The sequence below is a fragment of the Photobacterium sp. AWH4_225 genome (assembly GCF_056158405.1).
Genome location: NZ_JBSWTF010000001.1, coordinates 3,181,069 through 3,200,849, shown reverse-complemented (window position 1 = coordinate 3,200,849; position 19,781 = coordinate 3,181,069). Strand labels below are relative to the sequence as shown.

At 48.5% G+C, this 19,781-nt stretch carries 21 protein-coding genes; 11 read left to right on the top strand and 10 right to left on the bottom strand.

Annotated features, from left to right (window positions below; genetic code table 11):
- Window positions 1–68: 68 nt before the first annotated feature.
- The 3 genes from yajL to ACXAD4_RS14885 form a co-directional block, all read right to left on the bottom strand.
- Entirely contained in the window at window positions 69–692 is a 624-nt protein-coding gene (gene yajL, locus ACXAD4_RS14895; RefSeq protein ID WP_475242429.1) for a protein deglycase YajL, read from the bottom strand.
- Complete coding sequence (locus ACXAD4_RS14890; RefSeq protein ID WP_475242428.1) at window positions 682–1,626, bottom strand: ketopantoate reductase family protein; 945 nt, start codon at window positions 1,624–1,626, stop codon at window positions 682–684. Before ACXAD4_RS14890 ends, yajL begins: the two co-directional genes overlap by 11 nt.
- A gap of 102 nt (window positions 1,627–1,728) precedes the next feature.
- Entirely contained in the window at window positions 1,729–2,568 is an 840-nt protein-coding gene (locus ACXAD4_RS14885; protein WP_475242427.1) for a nucleoside-specific channel-forming Tsx family protein, read from the bottom strand.
- Between the two features lie 142 nt (window positions 2,569–2,710).
- Here ACXAD4_RS14885 and ACXAD4_RS14880 point away from each other — a divergent pair, with 142 nt between their 5' ends.
- Entirely contained in the window at window positions 2,711–2,872 is a 162-nt protein-coding gene (locus ACXAD4_RS14880; protein WP_475242426.1) for a hypothetical protein, read from the top strand.
- Between the two features lies 1 nt (window position 2,873).
- Here the strand turns inward: ACXAD4_RS14880 and ACXAD4_RS14875 are convergent, their stop codons facing one another.
- The 6 genes from ACXAD4_RS14875 to ACXAD4_RS14850 form a co-directional block, all read right to left on the bottom strand.
- Window positions 2,874–3,683, bottom strand: coding sequence for a nucleoside-specific channel-forming Tsx family protein (locus tag ACXAD4_RS14875; RefSeq protein WP_475242425.1), 810 nt, complete (start codon window positions 3,681–3,683; stop codon window positions 2,874–2,876).
- A 359-nt stretch (window positions 3,684–4,042) separates the two neighbouring features.
- Window positions 4,043–5,416, bottom strand: a complete 1,374-nt coding sequence (locus ACXAD4_RS14870) for an AmpG family muropeptide MFS transporter (RefSeq protein ID WP_475242424.1) — start codon at window positions 5,414–5,416, stop codon at window positions 4,043–4,045.
- Window positions 5,417–5,603: 187 nt separating this feature from the next.
- Complete coding sequence (locus tag ACXAD4_RS14865; protein ID WP_317524031.1) at window positions 5,604–5,966, bottom strand: hypothetical protein; 363 nt, start codon at window positions 5,964–5,966, stop codon at window positions 5,604–5,606.
- Window positions 5,967–6,014: 48 nt separating this feature from the next.
- Window positions 6,015–6,569, bottom strand: coding sequence for a peptidylprolyl isomerase (locus ACXAD4_RS14860; protein WP_475242423.1), 555 nt, complete (start codon window positions 6,567–6,569; stop codon window positions 6,015–6,017).
- Window positions 6,569–7,138, bottom strand: coding sequence for a YajG family lipoprotein (locus ACXAD4_RS14855; RefSeq protein ID WP_475242422.1), 570 nt, complete (start codon window positions 7,136–7,138; stop codon window positions 6,569–6,571). The genes ACXAD4_RS14860 and ACXAD4_RS14855 overlap by 1 nt, the downstream gene beginning before the upstream one ends.
- Window positions 7,139–7,203: 65 nt before the next feature.
- Window positions 7,204–8,334, bottom strand: coding sequence for a methyltransferase (locus ACXAD4_RS14850; RefSeq protein ID WP_475242421.1), 1,131 nt, complete (start codon window positions 8,332–8,334; stop codon window positions 7,204–7,206).
- Between the two features lie 160 nt (window positions 8,335–8,494).
- Between ACXAD4_RS14850 and bolA the strand changes: the two genes are divergently transcribed.
- The 10 genes from bolA (at window position 8,495) to dinB (ending at window position 18,080) form a co-directional block, all read left to right on the top strand.
- On the top strand, window positions 8,495–8,809 hold the full coding sequence (gene bolA, locus ACXAD4_RS14845; protein ID WP_475242420.1) for a transcriptional regulator BolA: 315 nt from the start codon (window positions 8,495–8,497) through the stop codon (window positions 8,807–8,809).
- A gap of 796 nt (window positions 8,810–9,605) precedes the next feature.
- On the top strand, window positions 9,606–10,946 hold the full coding sequence (locus tag ACXAD4_RS14840) for a Na(+)-translocating NADH-quinone reductase subunit A (protein ID WP_475242419.1): 1,341 nt from the start codon (window positions 9,606–9,608) through the stop codon (window positions 10,944–10,946).
- A 3-nt stretch (window positions 10,947–10,949) separates the two neighbouring features.
- Window positions 10,950–12,194, top strand: coding sequence for an NADH:ubiquinone reductase (Na(+)-transporting) subunit B (locus ACXAD4_RS14835; RefSeq protein ID WP_475242418.1), 1,245 nt, complete (start codon window positions 10,950–10,952; stop codon window positions 12,192–12,194).
- Complete coding sequence (locus ACXAD4_RS14830) at window positions 12,184–12,978, top strand: Na(+)-translocating NADH-quinone reductase subunit C (protein WP_317524026.1); 795 nt, start codon at window positions 12,184–12,186, stop codon at window positions 12,976–12,978. The genes ACXAD4_RS14835 and ACXAD4_RS14830 overlap by 11 nt, the downstream gene beginning before the upstream one ends.
- A complete protein-coding gene (locus tag ACXAD4_RS14825) occupies window positions 12,971–13,603 on the top strand; it encodes an NADH:ubiquinone reductase (Na(+)-transporting) subunit D (RefSeq protein ID WP_187462226.1) in 633 nt (210 codons plus the stop codon). The genes ACXAD4_RS14830 and ACXAD4_RS14825 overlap by 8 nt, the downstream gene beginning before the upstream one ends.
- Before the next feature lie 7 nt (window positions 13,604–13,610).
- On the top strand, window positions 13,611–14,207 hold the full coding sequence (gene nqrE, locus ACXAD4_RS14820; RefSeq protein ID WP_039460611.1) for an NADH:ubiquinone reductase (Na(+)-transporting) subunit E: 597 nt from the start codon (window positions 13,611–13,613) through the stop codon (window positions 14,205–14,207).
- A 21-nt stretch (window positions 14,208–14,228) separates the two neighbouring features.
- Window positions 14,229–15,452: an NADH:ubiquinone reductase (Na(+)-transporting) subunit F gene (gene nqrF, locus ACXAD4_RS14815; protein WP_107299248.1), complete on the top strand. Its 1,224-nt coding sequence runs from the start codon at window positions 14,229–14,231 to the stop codon at window positions 15,450–15,452.
- 166 nt (window positions 15,453–15,618) lie between these two features.
- A complete protein-coding gene (locus ACXAD4_RS14810; RefSeq protein ID WP_475242801.1) occupies window positions 15,619–16,629 on the top strand; it encodes an FAD:protein FMN transferase in 1,011 nt (336 codons plus the stop codon).
- A 10-nt stretch (window positions 16,630–16,639) separates the two neighbouring features.
- Window positions 16,640–16,861, top strand: a complete 222-nt coding sequence (nqrM, locus tag ACXAD4_RS14805; RefSeq protein WP_107299250.1) for a (Na+)-NQR maturation NqrM — start codon at window positions 16,640–16,642, stop codon at window positions 16,859–16,861.
- Window positions 16,862–16,994: 133 nt separating this feature from the next.
- Entirely contained in the window at window positions 16,995–18,080 is a 1,086-nt protein-coding gene (dinB, locus tag ACXAD4_RS14800; protein WP_475242416.1) for a DNA polymerase IV, read from the top strand.
- Between the two features lie 225 nt (window positions 18,081–18,305).
- Here the strand turns inward: dinB and ACXAD4_RS14795 are convergent, their stop codons facing one another.
- Window positions 18,306–19,766: an aminoacyl-histidine dipeptidase gene (locus ACXAD4_RS14795; protein ID WP_475242415.1), complete on the bottom strand. Its 1,461-nt coding sequence runs from the start codon at window positions 19,764–19,766 to the stop codon at window positions 18,306–18,308.
- Window positions 19,767–19,781 lie beyond the last annotated feature (15 nt).

Here is a 19,781-nt window from a genome sequence, read left to right as displayed (position 1 = left end):
CTCGAACCTTAAACAAAAACGAGAACCATATGGTTCTCGTTTTTTTATGCCTATTACTGGGGAAAGCCCTATTTCCTTGGCAGAACGGTGTAATGCATATTGGGCCATACCACCATTGGTTCTGCGACCTCGGCGGCCTTTTCTTTGCCGGCGAGGTGGTTGATGATCTCGAGGGCAAACTCCATCGCGGTGCCCGGACCTTGGCTGGTCAGTAGACGGTTGTTGACATCGTAAACCACGCGTTTGGTGCGTAGGAACTCGGCTGGGATCTGGTCATGGAAGCTCGGGTGCGAGGTCATCAGCGCTTCAGGATAAAGCTGGTGGTGCTCAAGTACCAAGGCTGGGGCAGCACAGATCGCCGCAATCAGCTTGCCGTCGTATTTGTGCTGTTTGACGAACTCAACCAGCAACGGGCTGTCGCGGAAACATTCCGCACCGCCAATTCCGCCCGGCAGCACCACGCAGTCGAAAGGTTCATCGGCAATGTTGACCAGAGCAGTATCGGCCACCAGCTTGATGCCGCGCGAACCTTCCATGATCAAGGCACCGTCTGAGGCAACACTGGCTGTTGTAACAGAAAAGCCAGCGCGGATCAGCATATCAATTGCGGTGACCGCTTCCATCTCTTCGGTGCCAGGGGCGATGCACACGGCAACCTTGATCGGCTTCTGGTTGGTGGTGTCATTGGTCATGGTAATGTTTCTCCAAATCTTTTATTGCCTGCCACAAGCGTTGGTTGTAAATAACGCTGATATTATGCTCAGCCGCCCGGGCAATGAGATATCCGCTAATATAGTCGATTTCTGTCTGCCTTTGATGGCAAACATCTTGATTCATGGAAGAAAAGTTATCAGCCGTTGCATTTATCACCGTATCGACCTGTTGTCTTAGTTCAACAGCCGTAACAGGATACCCTTCTGCGGACATCACCTCGGCAACTTCCTGACAAACCCCATTGAGTTCACTATCAAATTCTTTTTGAGCCAGTTTACCGTTTTTGCAGTTGTGAAGGGCGGTCAACGGATTAATCGCACAGTTAATCGCCAGCTTACGCCATAGCGGTTGGTTGATATCGTCCTGCCACTGGCAAGGGGGGAGGGCATCATCGAATAGCTGCCCTAGTGATTGATAATCGACAGCGCGAGATGTGATTGCCTGTGTTGTGATAGTTTGGGGTGTGACTAGTCCGAGCAATGTAGGGCCAATGCCGGTATGGCAGATGTCTTGTTTATTAGGCCGGAATGCTGCCTGTGCGGTCGTGGCATAAATGATAGGGTTTTCCGGTAATAGCTCCAACACAGTTTGCTGGCTACCCATACCATTGTGCATGATAACGATAGTGGTATCTGGATTTAGGTGGGCTTTAATCGATTGAATAGCGGCTTCTACCTGAAAGGCTTTGACGGTGATTAACACCAGAGCACTATTAGCCAGTAAAGCGGATTGGTTAGCGTCAAACTGAAAGGTGGCTTCTGGTGTGATGGCACTTGTCGCTTCAGCACCGGATAGGTGAATCGTCAGTTGTTGGCTATCGTCACGGGTCCAGAAGTGGACTTTATGTTTGTCAGCAAGTTTGCAGCCCCAAAGCCTGCCAACGGCACCAGCCCCTATAATGGAAATGTTCACAACGTGCTTCCGTGTATTGGTTAACTATGAGGCGATGATAACATTGTTCGAACTAGTAAAGGGACTGGCTACCCCCATCCATGGGCGGTAGGCAAGATAAGGTTAGAATTTGTAGTTAGCAGAAAAGTAGTGACCAAAACCTGTTGTTTCGCCAGCAATACCGCCGTCTTCAAAGAGAGCCATGTTGTAGTAGTATTTTAAGCCATAACCAAATGCCCATTGTGGGGTATGGTAGTAAATACCGTTGAACCACTCTAATGAATCTGAGCTTCGGTCTGGGTCGCTTGAAATTTCTGTTGCACCGAATTTATAGTCCAGATAACCCTGATAGGTAACAAAGTGGCCACTGCTGAAGGTGTACCAAGGTTTAAACCAGTTGGTGGTGACCATATAGCCATCCCATTCACCTTCGTTATCAGCCCCAAAGTTCTCCCGCACATAACGGGCATGAAGGTTGAGTCCCATTTTGCCAAACCAAGGCACAATAACATCTGAGCCCAAACCTATGTAATGTTCAAACAAAGCGTTATCACCAACATTGGTGACCGTTGCAATATAAAGTTCTTGGACAGGACCGAAAGAAAGGTCTTTACGGGTCAAGCCGTCTAAAGAAAAGCGAGGAGCAAACTTAAAGAAGAAATTATCTGCAAAGTCATCGCTTCCTTGGGGTTTGTTCCTGTCTGACGTACTCGAATTGAAAATATCAAAGACATCCAAGTAACCGTAAAGGTCAAGCCAGCCCGAGCGGCCCCCAAACTCCATCTCAAAGTAGGTATCGTCTTGAAAACCAAATGGTATTTTGTTGTCGATACTCTGCATCAAGTTAAACGTCATCCATTTATAGTCATTTTTTCGAATGTCGTCGGAATAATCGATAGCAAAGCTGGTTGTCGGCAGTATTAATGCCGCCGTGATACTCAAAGCGGTTAGGGTTTTATACATGATATTGTCTCGCTAGCCATTTGCCATTGCCTGTTGAGCGCTGGGTTGCCATGTTCTCTGGCGTAGTCCAGTGCTAATTAAAGGCTAGCGGAATGCGTTATGGTTGGAGCACTGTCTTGCAACTACGGCAAGGATCTTGCGTATGAAATTCTTGATGCTGGAAAAATGTGCCAAAAATGAACAACAAAGACAGGGTGTCTCGAAAGTAATTTCTATCTTAGATTTGAGAGGTGCGGATGAGTGGAAGAAAATTGGCACAAAAAAAGCACCCGAAGGTGCTTTTTCTTTTCTAAATAAGCAGTAACTTAGAACTTGTAAGTTACGCTGAAGTAGTGGCCAACACCTGAAGAGTCAGCAACTGGAGCCCATGGAAGCGCTGCGCCGTCTTCGAAACCGTATACGTTGTTGTATAGTTTCAGGCCGTAACCAACTGCGTAACGGTCAGAGTGCCAGTAGATACCGTTAAACATTGCACCGCCGTGGCTTGACTGGAATGCAGCATCATCTTCCATACCGAACTGGTAATCGATGTAGCCCTGGTAAGAGATGAATGTACCGTTGTCTAGGAAGTAGAATGGTTTGAACCAGTTAGTTGAGATCTGGTAACCGTTCCAGTCTTTCTGGTTTGAATCGTAAGTAGCGTATAGGTTCAGGCCGATTTTGCCCAACCATGGAACCATTACGTCAGAACCTAGACCAACTTTCTGAGAGTTAACGCCAGAGTTACCACCCCATTCCATAAGTGTTGCAAGGTATAGCTCTTGAACAGGACCGAAAGATAGGTCTTTGCCTGTTACAGCATCAAGAGACATACGAGGTGCAAACTTCATGAAGATCTTTTCTGCGCCATCTTTGTCGCTGTCAGGATCACTTGTTAGGTTGAACACATCAACATAACCGTATAGATCGAAGATACCTGAACGGCCGCCGAATTCCATTTCTAGGTAATCGTGAGATGACTCTGGACCTGCACCTTTTTCGTCAACAGCATACATCAGGTTGAACTGAGACCAGCTGTAGTCGTTTTTGTGGATGTCGTCAGAGTAATCAGCCGCATTAACTGCTGGAACAGCAGATGCAGCTAGAACGCTTAGTGCTACTAGTGATTTACGCATGGGGTGAACTCTCGCTAATTGTGTTTTAAGACCGGACTTTTGTCTGTCCGTGTTCTGTTGGCGGTGAGTTTATTGTTTTATGTCACCTTTGTGAATGTAACGATTGCGCAATCCTTTGCTAAATGTGATCTCGATCGACTGTAATCGATTACAAATATTGGCAAAAGTGATCTTTAGCGTGTTTTTTGTGCATTTGATGGTAATTTTTCTGAACTAAGTGTGAAGGAGGTGCTCTAAGCGCACTTTTGCTATCGATTTACGGGATGGAAATATGGATAAATAAAAAAGGAAGTAATCTGACTCAACAGAATACTTCCTTTTAAAGTGGATTTGACTAGGGTGTGAGCGAATTATTGTTGTTAACTGCTCTCTGCGGTTAGTGCCTCAGAGTGTCTGTTGACGATATAAATCAGCCCAAGTACCGGCAGACCGATCAGAGCCGTGGTGAAGAAGAAGATATTATATCCAAACATGTCGACATAAAGGCCTGAGAAACCGGCAATGAATTTCGGGAACAACAACATGATTGAGCTAAATAGCGCATATTGAGTAGCTGAAAATGCGACATTGGTCAGGCTCGACATAAAGGTAATGAAAGCAGCCGTTGCGATGCCAGCACTGAGGTTATCCAAAGAGATCACCAGTGTGAGCATAGGAAGGCTATTACCGATGTAGCTAAAGACCATGAAGGCCATATTGGTGATAGCGGCTAATACAGCCCCCAGGGCAAGAATACGCATGGTGGAGTATTTACTAACCAAGATCCCGCCAAGGCCTGCACCCAGCAAGGTCATAATGACACCATAGATTTTCGATACCGAAGCGACTTCGGTTTTGGTGAAGCCCATATCAACGTAAAAGGCGTTCGCCATTACTCCCATCACTACATCTGAAATTCGATAACAACCAATCAGTGCCAAAATCAGCAGGGCCTGCTTGCCATAACGGTCGAAGAAATCCTTGAACGGCATGACCGCTGCAGTATAGAACCAAGCCATAAGCCTTGCGGTACGAGGGGATGTGCCTTTGTCGATGAGTTGTTGGCGGTACTCTTGCTCGACATTATCGATTTCTGAGCTGTCGATGGTTGGCTCATGGATACAAAGAGCCGTAATGAGACCAACCCCCATAAGGCTAGCCATGATGAAGTAGGCATATTTCCAGCCTTCAGGATCATAGCCGGTGTTGGAGCCAAACCATGCGGCAAAGGCCAGTGCGCCGGCACCCGCCATGATCATCGCTAAGCGATAACCTGTCATGTAAGCGGCTGCCAATGCTGCTTGCAATCGCTCTGAAGCCAGCTCAATCCGGTAGGCATCGATAACAATGTCTTGAGATGCTGATGAAAATGCCACGATGACGGCAAAAATGGCCAACTGAACTAAATCGCCCTGTGGGTTACTGACGGCCATGCCTATCAGGGAGGCGATGATCAGCAGTTGCGAGAACACCATCCAACCGCGGCGGCGGCCCAGCAACGAAGATAATACCGGAATAGGGAAACGGTCGATAAGCGGTGACCAGACCCATTTGAAACCGTAGGCAAGGGCGACCCAACTGAAGAAACCTATATCGGTGCGGCTGACATCGGCTTCGCGGAGCCAGAAAGACAAAGTACCAAAAACCAACAGCAAAGGCAGGCCAGACGAGAAGCCCAGTGCCAGCATGATTAGGACTTTTTTCTCTAGATAAACTCGCCAGCCAAGTTTTTCATTTTCAATCGATTGCTCCATGGATCCCTCAGGTCTTTCTGATTAAGCAGCCAGTAGTATAACCCCAAGCAGGTAGGGTGTACCCGCAAGCTACCGAGTAATTAGGTAAAAATACAGTAAAAGGTGGTGGCAAAGTATGAAACTTGTGTATTGCAGAAACAAAGCCGGTGGGAGGTAAAGCGCTCAACTGTTGGCATGCCTTGTTAGGCTATGGCCGGATCCCCTGCATTTTTTCCTGTCGCTCGCCGATACCAAGCAGGAACTGCGCAGCTGATGAGACTTTATATTGCATGAAATTATTGCCCAATAATTCATGCTCTTCCAAGGATTCCAACAGGTGAATAAGATACCAGTAAGTGGATTCGTAGTGGTCATCTGGAGAGCCAGAAGGGACCGACAGCTTCCACCATTCATGGAGGTGTTCGGTGACGGTGACTTTCATCGAGTCATAATTGACATTGCCGTTGATAGTACCCAGAGCACTGAGGGCAATGGCCGGAGCATGGTCGGCAATGTGTTGGCTGATCAGTTCAGCCGGAGCATCTGGTTGGGTTGAGACAAGTTTGAGCATGGTCGTCACCTGATCACAAGCTAATGATCAGGTGACATTAGCCTGTGTCTAATTTTTAATAATTTTGACACTTTCAATAACTATAGGTTGCTCCGGAACATCTTTCATACCCATAGAGCGGATAGTTGTAGTAGGAATTTCCGCCATTTTTTCAATAACTGGGAAGCCGCTCACAACTTTACCAAATACCGCATAGCCTGGGCGGCTGCCTTGGGCATCAAGGAACGTGTTGTTCTGGTAGTTGATGTAAAACTGGCGAGTTGCCGAGTCTGGTGCTTGGGTACGCGCCATCGCGACTGTGCCTTTGGCATTGCTCAAGCCATTGGTGGATTCGTTCTTGATAGGGTCGTAGCTAGAACGGCGCTTGAGATCTTTATCAAAACCACCGCCCTGGGCCATAAAGCCTGGGATCACCCGGTGGAAAATGGTGCCTTCATAACTGCCATCCTCGACATAGCGCAGGAAGTTCTCGCTTGAGACAGGGGCTTTGTCCTGCTCGAGTTCAATGACAAATTCACCCAGGTTGGTGGTAACAGATACCTGGGTTGCTGCACTTACTGGAAGCGCAAGACAAAATAGTAGGGTCGATAGCAAACGACGCATTATAGGTTCTCCTGCATATAAGCGTTCAACTCTGGATCAGCATAGATGTCTTTAAGCACGGCAGTGATCAAATTGTTCATTGCCAGTTCCATATCTTCAACCGAGGCACTCATTGCACCATTGCGTGAAGACTTACCGGAATAGCGTTTGACGAACTTACCCTTCGGTGTTTCCACAACAAGCTGTAACTGCAGTTTGCTGCTCAGATCGTGGCTTACCACACTGTGCTTGACGTTGACCATTGCCTCAAGGATATCAAGGCGCATGGTGCCTTCGCTGTCTTCGGAAATGGTATAACCCTGCGCGGTCAACTGACGTGAAAGAGCATCTTCCAATGTAGTTCGTAGGTTTTCGTTGCTGTGCAGTGGCTGGACATTCTCACGACCGCTATCGACAACCGCAATAAATTGGGCAGTACGAAGATCACGGCTGTCTAGGTTCATACTTTTGCCATGTACCATTGGCTGAGAGGCGATCACCGGTTCTGGGTGGATGGAGAGCTGAGGCTCTGACGGCGATGAGCATGCCGTCAAGGCCAGTACGGAGGCAGCAACAAGAAGCTTCTTCATAGTCATTCTATCCTTGGGTAAAGCGGGGGCTGCGCAAGCTCCCCGTAAATTGGTTATATTGTAATTTACTTATCTGATTGATAAACGACAAATTTATTATTTTGGGCAATTACCGTGACATTGCCAAACAGGCGCTTAAGTTTTCCGCCATATCCGAGGTGGCGGTTGCCAATCACAACCAGCTTGCCGCTTGGTCGCAGGACATGGTTGGCGTCGCAGAACATTTGCCATGCAATATGGTCGGTAATGGCGGCCTGCTGGTGGAACGGCGGGTTACACAATACCAGATCCGCACTCTGGGCAGGGAAGCCATCAAGGCAGTTGTTTACCTTGGCGTTAAGCTGTGACGGATTGTCTAGGTTTTGCTCGGCATTCATTGTGGCCGATGCCACTGCCATATAGCTTTCATCAACACACACTACATTGGCTTGCGGGTTGAGTCGGGCGGCTTTAATACCGATCACCCCGTTGCCACAGCCGAGATCGATAATATCTTGATATTGGTTGCCACTAGGGATGTGCTCCAGAAGCAGGCGGGCACCTATATCCAAGCTGTCACTGGAAAACACATTGGCATGGTTGTTCAAAGTGATGTTGTGTTCAGGCACATCCCATTGCTGCGGGGCCGGCAGAGGCTGTGCAAGTTCAGGATTGGCCTGGCAGAAAACCAGTCTTGCTTTTTTCACTGCCAGAGAGGTTTTGGTTTTGCCTAGATGCTTTTCGAAAAGCTTCAGGGTTGAGGTGTGGATATCGCGCGCTTTTGCGGCAGCAATCACCGTGCAATCGGCAGGAAGCAGCTGGCAAAGTTGCTGTAGTTGCCAAACCAGCAAGCGGTTGTTTTTTGGCAGCTTCATTATCACCAACTGTGGATTTTCCGGCAGATCAGCCAGACAGTCGACAATATTCACCTCTGGCAGCTGGTTATCAGCCAAGTTGGCAAGGCAAGCTTGCTTGGCGATAAATGAATCCGTAACCGTGGTGACCTTGCCGTCGTTGGCAAACCAGCAGCTCAGTGCCCCGAAACTGTCGTTAAGGATAAGGATAGGGCGTGCTGGGTCGAGGGTAATCTCGGTCTCTATGACGTGGTTGATCAGGTACTCGTCTGCCGCGTCCCATGCCTGCAGGGTTTCATTTTTCCTTACTGGGTAACGCTGTAGGGTCAGCGTTCGCTCATGAAGGGTTAGCTCTGGTTTCATTAACGGTTACTTTACGGTATGTTTACTCATTGGTTGGTATTTTCGCAAAACCAGCCACTACTTAAAACTAATTTTATGTCAGTCTTTATTGGGTATTTATCGCTACCGCCTATAAATTTGCTCACGGCAGGGGTGATTTTACCGTCGGAGAAGGTAAACCATGATCCAGGAACGTATAGAAGAGAAATTACAGCAAGCGTTCGCCCCCCTTCATCTAGAAGTGATCAATGAGAGCTACATGCACAATGTGCCGGAAGGTTCGGAAAGTCATTTCAAAGTTATTGTTGTCAGTGAGCAGTTCGAAGGAATGCGCCTGATTGGCCGTCACCGTGCCGTTAACAGTGCCTTGGCAGACGAACTGGCCAATCATATCCACGCATTGGCTATTCATACCTATACCGAAGCTGAGTGGCAGAATCAGCAAGAGGGTGCGCCTGCATCACCTGCTTGTCGTGGTGGCAGCAAACTGGGCTGACCGGTAGCTGAACCCGATTAACAAACCGCAATATTTGCGGTTTTTTTATCCGGATTTTTGAGACTTACGGCATTATTTATTATCTCGATTTCGTACTATTGCAGAGATACGGCCTATGATTGGGATGGCATCTTGTGGCTTATCTGTTGAGTACCTCAGGTTAGGCCTGTCATTTTGCCTCCGGTGTCTATACTTTGGGCTGGTGGTGTAAAGCGAAATGACGCTGCTATGAATGGCGCAAGTACCTAAAGGGGTATTGCTGCGGTGTACCGCAAGCGGTAAGGTCCCCAGCCAATGGTAGAAATTTACGATTTTTGAATGATTCAGTGGTGGAAAAGGCAATTCCACCAAGGAGTTGTTGGCGCCAAGTTGTTAATAGTGATTAACATGGCGACATAATTGAAACATATAATAATGGGGCTTTTTGCCCCATTGTTGTGACTGTATGGTAATTGTTGGTTTTTTATTAACTTATTGGTGGTGATGCGAAAAAAATGATAATTCCAGATGATTATCACTTTTGTGTGTCAGTTCAAAAATATTACCCAACAAAGATATTGCGTTTAAAGAGTTAGCCGATTTTCAGTCCGATTAGCGCGGTTTGCCATGGTAAAATCCAACCAAATAGTGCTAAAATTCCGGCCTCAAAATTACTCGTCGCCAAAAGTGTGACAGGTAAGTGAATAGGATGTTGCGTTGCTGGTAGCGGATCAAGCCGGCTTCGGACGAAGGAAAGTCGTGTCTAATATTGCGCAATAGAAAATAATTTTTTCCCGTTAATGTAGTGCAAGTGCGTATGATTACAATAAAGAAGGGTCTGGATATCCCAATTTCAGGGACTCCTGCCCAGGCGATAAATGATGGCAAGGCCATCACACGTGTCGCCTTGCTTGGCGAAGAATATGTTGGTATGCGTCCTACAATGCATATCCGCGTAGGGGATGTAGTGAAAAAAGGTCAGGTTCTTTTTGAAGACAAGAAGAACCCAGGCGTTAAGTTCACTGCTCCAGCCAGCGGCAAGGTTGCAGAAATCAATCGTGGTGCAAAGCGTGTTCTACAATCCGTTGTGATTGATGTAGAAGGCGACGAGCAAGTTACATTCAACAGCTATGATGCTGGTCAGATTGCTCAGCTTGAGCGTTCTGCACTGGTAGATCAGCTGGTTGAGTCTGGTATGTGGACAGCGCTTCGTACGCGTCCTTTCAGCAAGGTCCCTGCGATCGATGCTGAAACTCAGGCTATCTTTGTAACGGCTATCGACACTAACCCTCTAGCAGCTAACCCAGAAGTTGTTATCAACGAGCAAAACGATGCATTTACTGCAGGTCTGACAGTATTGTCACGCCTAACAAGCGGTAAAGTATTGGTTTGTAAGTCTGGTGCAAGTCTACCTCGCTGCAGTGAAGCCAATGTGGAAGAGCACGTATTCAACGGTCCGCACCCTGCGGGTCTGGTTGGTACTCACATCCACACGTTGTTCGGTGCGAGCATCGAAAACGTGGCGTGGCACATCAACTACCAGGACGTTATCGCATTCGGTAAATTGTTCCTGACTGGTGAGCTATACACTGACCGTGTGGTTTCTCTGGCTGGTCCTGTTGTTAACAACCCTCGTCTAGTTCGTACCCAAATCGGTGCGTCTATCGAGCAGATCACTGATTCTGAAATGATGCCGGGCGAACTGCGTATCCTTTCTGGCTCTGTGCTGAACGGTGTTAACGCTGCGGGTCCTCACGCATACCTAGGTCGCTACCATCTGCAGATTTCTGCCCTTCGCGAAGGCCGTGAAAAAGAATTCATGGGCTGGATCGCGCCAGGTAAAAATAAATTCTCAGTGACTCGCTCTTTCCTAAGTCAGTTCTTCCCAGGTCAGCTTTTCAACATGACCACGACGACGAACGGCTCTGAGCGTGCGATGGTGCCAATCGGTAACTACGAAAAAGTAATGCCGCTTGATATCGAGCCGACTCTGCTTCTTCGTGATCTGTGTGCAGGTGACGTTGACAGTGCTCAGCAGCTAGGTGCACTAGAGCTGGATGAAGAAGATCTAGCACTATGTACCTTCGTATGCCCAGGTAAGTATGAATTTGGTCCTATGCTACGTCAGTGCCTGGACACAATTGAGAAGGAAGGGTAATTCATGAGCCTCAAGAATTTACTCGAGCAGGTTGAACACCACTTTGAGCCAGGTGGTAAGCATGAAAGATGGTTTGCGCTTTACGAAGCGTTTGCAACTTTGATGTACACACCGGGCCAGGTAACCCGTACAAGCGCGCACGTACGTGACAGCGTTGACCTGAAGCGCATCATGATCATGGTGTGGTTTGCGGTCTTCCCAGCAATGTTCTGGGGTATGTACAACACCGGTCACCAAGCAATCACTGCGCTTAACCACATGTACGTGGGTGAGCAGCTAGCAACTATCATTGCAGGTGATTGGCACTACTGGCTAACAGAAATGCTAGGCGGCACCATGTCAGCAGACGCTGGCTGGGGTAGCAAAATGCTACTGGGTGCGACCTACTTCCTACCTATTTACGCAGTGGTATTCGCTGTAGGTGGTTTCTGGGAAGTCCTATTCTGTATGGTGCGTAAGCACGAAGTTAACGAAGGTTTCTTTGTAACTTCTATCCTTTTCGCATTGATCGTACCGCCAACACTACCACTATGGCAGGCAGCACTAGGTATTACCTTCGGTGTTGTTGTTGCTAAAGAAATCTTTGGTGGTACTGGCCGTAACTTCCTTAACCCTGCTTTGGCAGGTCGTGCGTTCCTATTCTTCGCATACCCAGCTCAGATCTCTGGCGATCTAGTATGGACAGCGGCAGATGGCTTCTCTGGTGCAACAGCACTGAGCCAGTGGGCAAACGGCGGTCAGGCTGCAGTGATGAATACTGTAACTGGTGATGCTGTTAGCTGGATGGACGCGTTCATCGGCCGTATCCCTGGTTCTATCGGTGAAGTTTCGACGCTAGCTATCATCCTTGGTGGCGCAATGATCGTGTTCATGGGCATCGCTTCATGGCGCATCATCGCGGGTACTATGATCGGTATGATCGCGACAGCGACGCTATTCAACATTATTGGTTCTGACACCAACGCAATGTTCAGCATGCCATGGCACTGGCACCTAGTTCTAGGTGGCTTCGCATTCGGTATGATGTTCATGGCAACCGACCCTGTGTCTGCAGCATTTACCAACAAAGGTAAGTGGTGGTACGGCGCACTAATCGGTGCAATGGCTGTTATGGTTCGTGTGGTTAACCCTGCGTACCCAGAAGGTATGATGCTAGCAATCCTATTTGCTAACCTATTCGCACCTCTATTTGACAACCTAGTAGTTCAGGGCAACATCAAGCGGAGACTAGCTCGTCATGTCAAGTAATAACGATAGCATTAAAAAGACGCTAATTGTTGTTATCGCACTGAGCCTAGTGTGCTCAATCGTGGTATCAGCAGCAGCGGTTGCTCTGCGTCCACTGCAGCAGAAGAATGCTGTACTTGACGTTCAGCGCAACATCCTTTCAGTTGCGGGCCTTCTGCAAGATGGCACCAACATCACTGAAGCGTATGAGCAGTTCATCGAGCCTAAGCTTGTTAACCTAGAAACAGGCGAGTTCGTAGAGCAGACTGAAGAAGGTGCAACTGCATCTGAGTACAGCCAGCGTGATGCAGCGAAAGATCCAGCACAGTCTATCCGCCTATCTGGTGACCAAGACCTAGCGAAGATCATCCGCCGTGCAAACGTTGCAACAGTTTACCTAGTGAAAGATGCGAACGATAACATCGACAAGCTGATCCTACCGGTACACGGTGGTGGTCTGTGGTCAATGATGTACGCATTCATCGCGGTTGAAACTGACGGCAACACGCTTGCAGGTATCACTTACTACGAGCAGGGTGAAACTCCTGGACTTGGTGGTGAGATTGAGAACCCGAACTGGCGTGCACAGTTCGTTGGTAAAGAACTGTTCGACAGCAACAACAAGCCAGCTATCCGCGTCGTTAAAGGCGGTGCACCTGAAGGTGACATCCACGGTGTAGATGGTCTGTCTGGTGCAACCCTAACTGCAAATGGTGTTCAGCACACCTTCGACTTCTGGTTGGGTGACATGGGCTTTGGTCCATTCCTAGCTAAAGTTCGTGAAGGAGGCCTAAACAATGGCTGATACTAAAGAAATGAAGAAGATTCTGTTTGCGCCGTTTATCGACAACAACCCGATCGCGCTTCAGATTCTTGGTGTTTGTTCTGCACTAGCAGTAACCACCAAACTAGAGACAGCATTCGTAATGACCCTAGCGGTAACATTCGTTTGTGCATTCTCTAACTTGTTCGTATCTCTGATCCGTAACCACATTCCAAACAGCGTACGTATCATCGTACAGATGGCGATCATCGCATCGTTGGTAATCGTGGTTGACCAGGTACTAAAAGCATTTGTTTACGATATTTCTAAGCAGCTTTCTGTATTCGTTGGTCTGATCATCACGAACTGTATCGTTATGGGTCGTGCTGAAGCATACGCAATGAAGTCTGAGCCTCTACCATCACTTGTTGACGGTATCGGTAACGGTCTTGGTTACGGCTTCGTACTTATCACTGTAGCTTTCTTCCGTGAACTATTCGGTTCAGGCAAACTATTCGGCGTGGAAATCCTGCCGCTAGTATCTGACGGTGGTTGGTACCAGCCAAACGGTATGATGATCCTAGCACCATCAGCGTTCTTCCTGATTGGTTTCATGATCTGGGCTATCCGTATTATCCGTCCAGAACAAGTCGAAGCGAAGGAGTAAGGGGAACATGGAACATTATCTAAGCCTTCTAGTTCGTTCGATCTTTATCGAGAACTTGGCACTGTCGTTCTTCCTAGGTATGTGTACATTCCTAGCCGTATCGAAAAAAGTTAAAACTTCTTTCGGTCTGGGTGTAGCGGTAATCGTTGTACTAACGATCGCTGTTCCTGTGAACAACCTGATCTACAACCTACTGCTAAAAGACGGCGCCATTGTTTCAGGCGTTGACCTTAGCTTCCTGAACTTTATTACGTTCATCGGTGTTATCGCGGCACTGGTACAGATCCTGGAAATGGTTCTGGACCGCTTCTTCCCGCCGCTATACAACGCGCTAGGTATTTTCCTACCATTGATCACAGTAAACTGTGCGATCTTCGGTGGTGTATCTTTCATGGTACAGCGTGATTATAACTTCGCTGAATCTGTAGTTTACGGTCTTGGTTCTGGTATCGGTTGGATGCTAGCAATCGTTGCTCTTGCGGGTATCCGCGAGAAGATGAAGTACTCAGACGTACCTCCAGGTCTACGTGGCCTAGGTATTACATTCATCACCGTTGGCCTTATGGCGTTGGGCTTCATGTCCTTCTCCGGCGTTCAGCTGTAATCAGGATAAAAGGAATAATCAATGGATATTATTCTTGGCGTAGTCATGTTCACCCTGATTATCCTGGCTCTAGTTCTAGTGATCCTATTCGCTAAATCTAAGCTGGTACCATCAGGTGACATTACTATCTCAGTAAATGGCGATCCGGAAAAAGCGATTACAACCGCTGCCGGTAGCAAACTGCTTAATGCACTTTCAGCAAGCGGCATCTTCGTTTCATCTGCTTGTGGTGGCGGTGGCTCTTGTGGCCAGTGTCGCGTTAAAGTTAAGTCTGGTGGTGGTGATATCCTACCGACTGAGCTTGACCACATTACTAAAGGTGAAGCACGTGAAGGCGAGCGTCTAGCGTGTCAGGTTAACGTGAAATCTGACATGGACATCGAGCTTCCAGAAGAAATCTTCGGTGTTAAGAAGTGGGAATGTACTGTTATCTCTAACGATAACGAAGCAACCTTCATCAAAGAGCTCGTGCTTAAGATCCCTGAAGGTGAAGAAGTTCCTTTCCGTGCGGGTGGTTACATCCAGATCGAAGCTGAACCTCATCACATTAAGTACTCTGACTTCGATATTCCTGAGGAATACCGTGAAGACTGGGACAAGTTCAACCTGTTCCGCTACGAGTCTATCGTAAAAGAGCACTCAATCCGTGCATACTCTATGGCTTCATACCCAGAAGAGAAAGGCTTGATCAAGCTGAACGTACGTATTGCAACGCCGCCGCCTAACAACCCAGATGTACCACCTGGCGTAATGTCATCTTACATCTGGTCTCTGAAGGCTGGTGACACTTGTACTATCTCTGGTCCATTCGGTGAGTTCTTCGCGAAAGAAACTGACAACGAAATGGTATTCATCGGTGGTGGTGCAGGTATGGCACCTATGCGTTCGCACATCTTCGACCAGCTTCTACGCCTGAAATCTAAGCGTAAGATGACTTACTGGTACGGTGCGCGTTCTAAGCGTGAAATGTTCTACATTGAAGATTTCGATACGCTAGCGGCTGACAACGAGAACTTCGAGTGGCACGTAGCCCTGTCTGATCCACTACCAGAAGATAACTGGGATGGTTACACAGGCTTCATCCACAACGTGATCTACGAGAACTACTTGAAAGATCACGAAGCGCCTGAAGATTGTGAGTACTACATGTGTGGTCCACCAATGATGAACGCAGCTGTTATCGGCATGCTGAAAGATCTTGGTGTTGAAGACGAAAACATCCTACTGGATGACTTCGGTGGCTAATTAGCTGCACACTGAAAAACTGGCTGATCCCAATCGGGGTCAGCCTTTTTTCGTAATAAGCGCAAAATAACGGTATGTAATATATGGTTTTTTCATACTAGGCGCTTACCCATAATAAATAACAATGACTGTCTTTCATTTGGGGAGTAGTTGGATGAAGACGTTACTGCACCGCGCATTGCTGATGCTTGCGATGGTTATAACCCTGTCGGCCTGTAGTGATCAGCGTGAGATGATCCACCTTAACGGTTCGACCATGGGAACCTACTATTCAATTAAGTTGATTAAGCAGGAAGGCTTACCGCCTGCCACGGATATCCAGGCAGAAATTGACCGTCGACTAGAGCTGGTTAACGACCAGATGTCGACATACCGTAAGCATTCCGAGCTCAGCCAATTTAACCAGTCGCGCTCGAGCGAACCGTTTGAAGTGTCGGCTGATACTGCCAAGGTTGTTACAGAGGCTATCCGCCTTGCCAAACTGACAGACGGTGCTCTGGATGTGACAGTGGGCCCTATTGTCAACTTGTGGAGCTTCGGCCCAGAAGCGCGCCCTGAGAAAACACCGACTGAGCAAGAGCTGGCCGAGCGTCGCAAGATAGTGGGTATTCACCACCTTAGCGTAGATGGCAACAGCCTGAGCAAGGATATCCCGGATCTGTATGTCGATCTGTCCTCGATTGCCAAGGGATTTGGGGTTGACGTAGTCGCCGATTACTTTGATGATCTAGGCGTGGCGGATTACCTAGTTGAAATCGGTGGCGAGCTCAGCCTGAAAGGCAATAACTTGGAGGGTGTGCCTTGGCGCATCGCGATTGAAAAGCCAACTGAAGACGGTAGCCGGGCGATTCAGGAAGTGATTGAACCGGGTGATATGGCCGTTGCAACATCGGGTGATTACCGCAATTACTTCGAAGAAGACGGCGTGCGTTACTCGCACCTGATCGACCCGAACAGTGGTATGCCGATTTCCAACCATGTAGTATCGGTAACAGTGCTGCATCCATCAAGTATGACGTCAGATGCCCTGGCGACGGCGTTCTCTGTGATGGGTGAGGAGAAGGCGCTGGCATTGGCTAACCAAGAGCAGATCCCATTGCTGTTGGTTGTGAAAACAGAGCAAGGCTTCAAGGAATATACCTCGGATGCTTTTGCCCCTTACATGAATCAAAAGTAGAGATTGAACAATGGTTATCTATTTAACTACCTTTGCTGTGTTTTTGCTGGTCATCACTGCGATGGCTGTTGGCTACATCTTCCAGCGCAAAAGCGTAAGCGGCAGCTGTGGCGGCCTTGACGGTATCGGTATTGCCAAAGAGTGTGACTGCCCAGAGCCATGTGATGCCCGCCTCAAGCGTGAAGCGCGTGAAGCCCGTGCTGCTGAATGGAAGAAAAACCAAATTATCTGATCAGCGAGCACTTGCTAACTGAATTCCAAGCCCGGCACTAACCATGCCGGGCTTTTTGTTAGGCTTCACAGTGCCTGCTGGAGCCTCTATAATGTTTACTGTATAAAAAAACAGTAACCAGGTAACCTCTCGCATGTCTTTGTTGTCACCCCCAAAGCCTGGCAAGGCGCAAAAAAAGATCATCCATGTTGATATGGATTGCTTCTTTGCGGCGGTAGAGATGCGTGATAACCCTGAGTTGCGTGATATTCCTATTGCCATTGGTGGGCGCTCCGAGCAGCGTGGGGTGATCAGTACCTGTAATTACCTAGCGCGAAAATACGGGGTTCGTTCGGCCATGCCAACAGGCAGGGCAATGCAGCTTTGTCCTCACCTGACTCTGGTTTCCGGCCGTATGAGCGTTTACAAAGAAGTCTCTGGTCAGATCCGTGAGATCTTCCAGCGCTATACCGATAAGATCGAACCGCTTTCCCTTGATGAAGCTTACCTTGATGTCACCGATTGCGAGCTGTGCCATGGCTCGGCCACATTGATTGCTGAAGACATCCGTCGGGCTATCCGCGAAGAGCTCAACCTCACAGCCTCTGCCGGTATTGCCCCGGTTAAGTTCATTGCCAAGATCGCCTCGGATCTCAACAAGCCCGATGGGCAATATGTCGTGACGCCTGATCAGATCCCCGCTTTCGTAGAAGACTTGAAACTCGAGAAGATCCCCGGTGTCGGCAAAGTCACCATCCAAAAGCTACATGATAAAGGTTTGTATGTCGGCAAAGATATACAGCAATACGACAGGCATTTGCTGTTGCAGCAGTTTGGTAAATTCGGCCAGTCATTATGGTCGCGTGCCCATGGTATTGATGAGCGGGAAGTGGTGGTCGAGCGGGAGCGCAAGTCAGTAGGGGTTGAACGTACTTTCTCGCAAAATATCAGTACCTACGAGCAATGTTGGGAGGTGATAGAGCGCTTATTCCCCGAGCTGGAAAAGCGTCTCAAGCGAGTCCGACCAGAGCTTAATATTGCCAAGCAGGGAGTAAAGGTGAAATTCGCCGACTTCCAGCAAACCACGGTGGAGCATACCCAGCCGAAACTGGACAAGGCCCAGTTTGAAGGTCTGCTTAAAGAAGCCCTGACCCGCCAGCAGGACAGGGAGATCCGGCTGATTGGTATCAGTGTAGGGTTGGAGCTTGGAACGCGGGCGCAGCAGCTGTCGTTGTTTTGAGAGTAAGGTTAGGAGCGGGTCCTGGTTCCTAGGAAGAGCTGGAAGAGCAAAAAAGAGAAGCTATGAAAAGCTGAAGCAGAACATTAATCATCACTATTTGTGACGGTGTTGAATTCTTGGATTGATAGTCGCTCTTTCTAGGAACTAGGAGCTAGAAACTTTCTATCAACAAAAAAGCGAGCTCATAAGAACTCGCTTTCTTTAAAGTTACTCAGTGCTTAGAGATTACGCCTTCACCGGAATATTCTTCAGGATAGCGACCATTTGCTCCCAGAACAGGGCAACAGTGTCGATCTGGACTTTCTCGTCTGGTGAGTGCGGGAATTTGATGGTCGGGCCGAAAGAAATCATATCCATGTTCGGGTATGGCTTCTTGAACAGGCCACACTCAAGACCGGCGTGGATCACCATGATATTCGGTACGCGGCCGTAGATGCTCTCGTACGTTTCGCGGAACAGGTGCATGACTTCAGAATCAGCGTCTGGTTTCCAGCCTGGGTAGGTACCAGAGAACTCACAGCTTGCGCCAGCGAGCGAAGCAACGGCTTTCAGCATGCCTTCTACATTGCTGCGTCCAGAGTCGATCAGTGAGCGGATCAGGCACAATACCGTGATTTTGTCAGCTTCTGTGGTGATCACACCCACGTTCAGTGAGGTTTCAACCACACCTTCGATATCATCGCTCATGCGGATCACACCGTTAGGTGTTGCGTTCAGCATGTTGATGAAGCGCTGCTGGTCAGCGGCTACTAGCACATCAGCAGGAAGCTCTGCAGTCTCAGTGAAAAGGTTGATGTCTGTTTCTACACGGCCAAGCTCAGCCACAAGCAGCTCTTGGTAGTAAGCAAATAGCTCGTTCAGCTTATCAACGTTTGCAGCAGGTAGAGTAACCACCGCGCTAGCCTCTCGTGGGATTGCGTTGCGCAGGCTACCACCGGTTAGAGAAGTTAGGCGCAGGCCAAGCTCTTCGGCGTGGCCAAACAGGAAGCGACCTAGGATCTTGTTGGCATTACCACGGCCAGTGTGGATATCACAGCCAGAGTGGCCGCCTTTCAGCCCTTTAACAACCAGTTTAACTGCTTGGAAATCAGCAGGGGTTGTTTCGCGTTGGATATCCAGAACCATTGAACCGTCAACACCGCCGGCACAGCCCATGTAGACTTCACCTTCCTGCTCAGAGTCGGTGTTAAGCAGGATATCACCTTCCAGCCAGCCTTCTTCAAGACCGAAAGCACCCGTCATACCGGCTTCTTCGTCGATAGTCAGCAGTACTTCCAGCGGACCGTGTTCAACGTCTTTTGAAGCCAATACAGCAAGACAAGCCGCCATACCCATGCCGTTGTCGGCACCCAGGGTCGTGCCTTTGGCCGTTACCCACTCGCCGTCGATGTATGGCTGGATTGGGTCGGTCAGGAAATCATGATCGGTATCTTCGTTCTTCTGAGGCACCATATCGATGTGGGCTTGCAGAACAACGCCCTTGCGATCTTCCATACCAGGCGTCGCAGGCTTTTTGATGAAGACGTTACCGACGGCATCACGACGCACTTCAAGACCTTCGCCTTGAGCGAACTGGATAATGTGCTGGGCTAGCGCTTCTTCATGCTTGGAAGGGTGAGGGATAGAGCAGATCTGATCGAAGAATTGCCACACTGGTTGAGGTGACAGTTGACTGATTTCTGACACAGCAGTCTCCTTTAT